The sequence below is a fragment of the Maledivibacter sp. genome, from assembly GCA_025210375.1.
Taxonomy (GTDB): domain Bacteria; phylum Bacillota; class Clostridia; order Peptostreptococcales; family Caminicellaceae; genus JAOASB01.
This window is the reverse complement of the sequence record JAOASB010000018.1, coordinates 1-3,584: the sequence shown is the minus strand read 5'-3', so window position 1 is coordinate 3,584 and position 3,584 is coordinate 1. Positions and strand designations below refer to the sequence as shown.

The following is a 3,584-nucleotide window of genomic DNA, read 5'->3' as shown; positions in this document are numbered from 1 at the left end:
TATCTTCTATATAACTAATTCCATAATCTACTAAAATACATCTCAATGTCATCGACATATTAACAAAATTATTTACATTTTTCTTATCATGATATGATTTTAACTAAACTCTTTCATTAATTCAAGTACGCACTTTAATGTGATATAGTATCTATTTTGATACTATTAAGATTTTACAAAAAAAATGAGCCAAAAATGAGTTCTCTCCTGGCTCCACTAAAATGTATTGCATATATTCTTAATAAATTTGAAATCAATTAAAAGCCTAACTTTTCTCCAACTATAACTACTTCAAAATCCGTATATACAGGTTTCCTTCTAAGTATGGAATAAATCCTACATATTCTGGATTCATTATTACAATTCATGCATCTACCTATTTTTGTACATGGTGTATTTAGATTCAATCTTTTTGCATTTTTAGGGCCTGCTTCATATTCTATTCTTTCTAATGCCGCTTCTTCATCCCTACATATTTTATTAGTTCCTACCACCACAATAACCTTTTTGGGACCAAAGGACATAGCAGCCACTCTATTCCCAATTGCATCTGAATTTACTAACTTTCCGTCTAATGTCACGGCATTACTACTACATATGAAAACATCGCTCATAAGCTCAGCCCTCATGGTTTCCATTTTCTCCTCTGGAGACAAACCGGCTTGTGCATGATCTACAATATTAGCCCCTTTATTTCTTGCCAATTCCCTAACACCTAAATCCCTTATAGTTACCGATCCGCCAAATGCAATGTTACTATTTTTATCAATATACTGTGATATATATTCAAGGGCTTCCCCACTGGTTTCAAAGTATATAGCATCAAATAGATTCTTTTTAAAGGCTTCAACGGTTGTACTCGCTATTGATTTATCATGCCAATCATTTATATGCTTCATAAAAAACATTCCTTCCCATAACTTAATAACAGTAAGAAACAATGATATATTACATCTAAACTAATTTTTTCTTTGCCTTTTCCCATTTTTTTGAACCATCAAAATTGACTAATATTATTGATGCTATTACTACACATAAACCAATAAACTTTATAGGTGTAATGGCTTCATCTAAGATGAAATACGCACCAATCATAGAAACCATGGGTATAAAATTCATAAATATTGCTGTTGTTGAACTACCTAAAAAATCAAGGCCGACAACATACAAATAATATGAAATAGCAGAGCAAAAGATACCTAAAAAAAGTAAATTTCCAATTACATTATTCAAACAAACTATTTCCCAAAAATTACTAATATTATGTATCCCAATTGCTGCAAATGGAAACAAAGAAATTGTTGCAAATAAAGTCTGGTAAAATAAAACGTTAATACTCGAATATTCCTTCAACAACTGTGGAGTTATAAACGTATATGCTATCCAACTCATGATAGCCAGTACCATAAAAACATACCCAATCCAACTATTTCCCATCATCAGTGTATTTGATTCCATGACAGTCATAAATATGCCAGAGGCGGAAAGCAAAAAAGCAAATAATATTCTTTTAGTCACTTGCTTTCCTAAAAATATAACTTCTACTGCTAATGTGAGAATAGGTATAGCTCCATTAAATAAACCTACCATTGATACAGATATACTTCTCAATGCAACAATTGCTAAATAAAAATAGAAGGTTATTCCCAAAGTACCACTTACAGCAATCTTTAATATATGTTTTGGCTTTATACCTTCCTTTACTTTAGTGATCTTTAAAATAATAAATAGAAAAACCGTTGCAATAGCATATCGTAAAAATGCCATAATTGTTGGAGTCATATAATCTAATAAAGCCTTCGAACTTACAAAAGAAAATCCCCAAATCAAACAACTAATAAGCGTTACAAATATGCCTATACTTCTTTTATCAGTCATCATAATCATCTCAGCTTTACTTATTATTCAAACCAATAAAAACCCTTAATTAAACATTAAGGATTTTATTGGTTTACATTTTATTTTGAATATTGTTCTACAATACTATTAGTCTCTTTCTACGATTAAACTAGTTCCCATTCCGCCACCTATACAAAGTGTAGCTAAACCAGTTTTAGAATCTCTCTTTTGCATTTCATGAATTAGTGTAACAAGAATTCTTGCACCTGAACAGCCAATTGGATGACCAAGGGCAATAGCTCCTCCATTAACGTTTACTCTATCCATGAATTTATCAAATCCTAATTCTCTTGATACTGCAACACTTTGTGCAGCAAAAGCTTCATTACACTCTATTAGATCGATATCTTCTATTGTTAAACCACCTTTATCAAGGGCCACTTGACAAGCTCCAATAGGCGCAACTCCCATGATTGAAGGATCTACTCCCTTTGAACCATATGAACGAATTTTAGCTATTGGTGTAACTCCTAATTCTTTAGCTTTTTCTGCACTCATAACCACAAAAGCTGCTGCTCCATCGTTGATTCCCGATGCATTCCCCGCAGTAACTGATCCATCTTTTTTGAAAGCTGGTCTTAATTTTGCTAGTTTTTCAGCAGTCATACCAAATTTAGGATACTCATCAGTATCTACTACTACTTCACCTTTTCTTGTTTTAACAACTACTGGAACTATCTCATCTTTAAATCTACCTTCTTTAACAGCTTTTTCAGCTCTTAGTTGAGAATTAAGTGCTAATTCATCTTGATCTTCTCTAGTTACACCATATTTTTCGTTTACATTTTCAGCTGTTATACCCATATGGTAATCATTGAAAGCATCCCATAGACCATCATTGATCATTACATCTACTACTTTTCCATTACCCATTCTTTGTCCCCATCTCTCGTTAGGTAAAACATATGGTGACTTAGACATATTTTCAGTTCCTCCACAAACAATAATGTCTGCGTCTCCAGCCTTAATACATTGAGCTGCTAATGATACAACTCTTAATCCAGAACCACAAACCTTGTTAACAGCGAAAGCTGGTACTTCAACTGGTATACCAGATTTTACAGAAATTTGTCTTGCTGTGTTTTGTCCTTGCCCTGCTTGTAATACATGACCCATTATAACTTCATCAACATCGGCTGGATTAACGCCAGCTCTCTCCAATGCTTCCTTTACAACAATAGTTCCAAGTTCAACAGCTGGTACATCCTTTAATGCACCACCAAAAGCTCCAATTGGTGTTCTTACAGCACTAGCAATTACTACATCTCTCATTTTCTATTCCTCCATTATTGTATATTACTATAAATATTTTATAATAATAAATTTAGTTTGATATTTGAACCATAAACTTTTATATCATTAAAATCAGCTGCCCTAATTGGGTCAGCTGTTTTAACTAACAAGATTTAATATATTAAGCTATGTTCATAGCCTTAACTTGAGCTGTTAATTCAGGAACAATTTTATTTAAATCCCCTACTAATCCTAGATCAGCAACCTTCATAATTGCAGAACCTGAATCCTTATTTACAGCTATTATAAAGTCACTATCCTGCATTCCTGCTAAATGCTGTATAGCTCCTGATATTCCACAAGCTACATATATCCTTGGTCTAACTGTTTTTCCTGTTTGTCCTACTTGTAATGCATGGTCAATCCATCCATTGTCTGTAGCCGCTCTTGAT

General features: G+C 32.9%; 4 protein-coding genes. All 4 read right to left on the bottom strand.

The genetic code is table 11. The features are described 5' to 3' along the window. Positions 1 to 257: 257 nt before the first annotated feature. Positions 258 to 899 (bottom strand): lactate utilization protein, encoded by a 642-nt coding sequence (locus N4A68_06065; GenBank protein ID MCT4563870.1) that lies wholly within the window; start codon positions 897 to 899, stop codon positions 258 to 260. 55 nt (positions 900 to 954) lie between these two features. Continuing rightward, complete coding sequence (locus tag N4A68_06060; GenBank protein ID MCT4563869.1) at positions 955 to 1,878, bottom strand: DMT family transporter; 924 nt, start codon at positions 1,876 to 1,878, stop codon at positions 955 to 957. Between the two features lie 108 nt (positions 1,879 to 1,986). Beyond that, positions 1,987 to 3,171: an acetyl-CoA C-acetyltransferase gene (locus N4A68_06055; GenBank protein MCT4563868.1), complete on the bottom strand. Its 1,185-nt coding sequence runs from the start codon at positions 3,169 to 3,171 to the stop codon at positions 1,987 to 1,989. A gap of 142 nt (positions 3,172 to 3,313) precedes the next feature. Then, positions 3,314 to 3,584 (bottom strand): FAD-binding protein (locus tag N4A68_06050; GenBank protein MCT4563867.1); only part of this gene is annotated, 271 nt, incomplete at its 5' end.